The following is a 1,431-nucleotide window of genomic DNA, read 5'->3' on the forward strand; positions in this document are numbered from 1 at the left end:
AATCAGGCGGATCGCACACCGGTTCGCGCAAAAACGTATCCGACCTGCCTTCGTTATAGCTTGGTCGCTGTGGCGACGAACTCATCAAGCAATCGCTCAACAGGCACACTTAAAATCTAAAATGCAACTGTAATGCTTAGGCTTTGCCATCTTCATCAACCCTTCCTTGTGAAGCGAACCAAAAGTTCCGGCAACCATCCGGGTCCGGTGAAGTGGCTGGCGCGATCAAGCTACGTTGCGGCCCCAAGTGGCCAGGATGGGCCCGATCCGACGCCAGCCGTCCTGCCCTGGGTCGCCACCCAGGGCAGGACATTCCTCGTGGAACACAGGCAATATATCAGGATTCGATATTACAAGGATGGGCAGCAACGCATCCAGGCTCCGGGTCCGACGCGCCCAGGGCGGCACAAGGGCCGAGGTGAAACGAATGCGCTCACTGCCCGCTTCCGCCCCGCGGTCGCGCAGCTTCACGCGCTGCACCGCGACCGGACCAATCCCGGTCTGGATTTCCCTCACCGGACCCAGACCGTGCCGCACAACGCGGTCGCGGCCGTCAGCCAGCCTTTCACCCTTCATCGCGGCCAGGAACGCCTCAGCATCCGCCTCGATTGCCTGGGCCGCCAGCCGACGGGCTCCGCCCCTCAGGATCGCCGTCAGCGGATCCCCAACGCCTCCGGGCTTACGGAAGGGCAAGAATAGTGCTATCGCTCATCACAGGCGTATCGCTGCTTCAAGAGCTTCGGGCAGGCTTTCCCTCGCTTCGATACGCCACCTTTCTCACCAAGCCATCACCCAATTTCGGCCATAGCTCTGTAGACACGCAAGGCCTGCTGCTTTGCGCCATCGTCCACGCCGCCGACATCCAGGATCGGGACGGCGGCGTGATGCTGATGGGAACGCTGTTCGGTCTGTTTCCCTTTCTGCTCAAGCTTTATGCCGACGGTGGCTATCAAGGGCGGAAATTCCAGGAAGGGCTGGGCCGCGTGTGCGCTCAGATCAATGTCGAGATCGTCAAGCGCTCCGATATCGGAAAGTTCGTCGTTGCGCCCAAGCGCTGGATCGTTGAGCGAACCATCGGCTGGCTCAACCGTTGTCGCCGGTTGGCCAAGGATTGGGAATGCCGCAACCGAAACGGACTTGCATTTCTACGCTGGGCATCCATCCGGCTGATGGTACGAAAACTCTGTAAGGAAAAAAAATGATCCCGGATGGACTCTTAATAAGATGCAGCACATGTCGGTCGACGACCCTGCGGGCCACGGACCTCATCAGTTCGGGATGCGGGATACTGTCAAACGAAGACACGACAGACTACCCATCACCAAGACGGTACGGATTCGATCGTCGTCACTCGTAAACGGCATGTATTTGAAGGGCGTCAGCTCTTTGTCATCCGGAGCCTCATAAGACGGGGTGTCCCTGAGTTTCTTG

General features: G+C 58.8%; 2 pseudogenes. One reads left to right on the forward strand and one right to left on the reverse strand.

The window, feature by feature from the left end:
* Positions 1–348: 348 nt before the first annotated feature.
* Positions 349–669: pseudogene (locus AruPA_RS21655) on the reverse strand (IS256 family transposase); the annotation flags it as partial.
* A gap of 134 nt (positions 670–803) precedes the next feature.
* Here AruPA_RS21655 and AruPA_RS21660 point away from each other — a divergent pair.
* Positions 804–1,202 (forward strand): annotated as a pseudogene (locus AruPA_RS21660) (transposase); the annotation flags it as partial.
* Between the last annotated feature and the right edge of the window lie 229 nt (positions 1,203–1,431).

The sequence above is a fragment of the Acidiphilium sp. PA genome, from assembly GCF_026191915.1.
Classification (GTDB): Bacteria; Pseudomonadota; Alphaproteobacteria; order Acetobacterales; family Acetobacteraceae; genus Acidiphilium.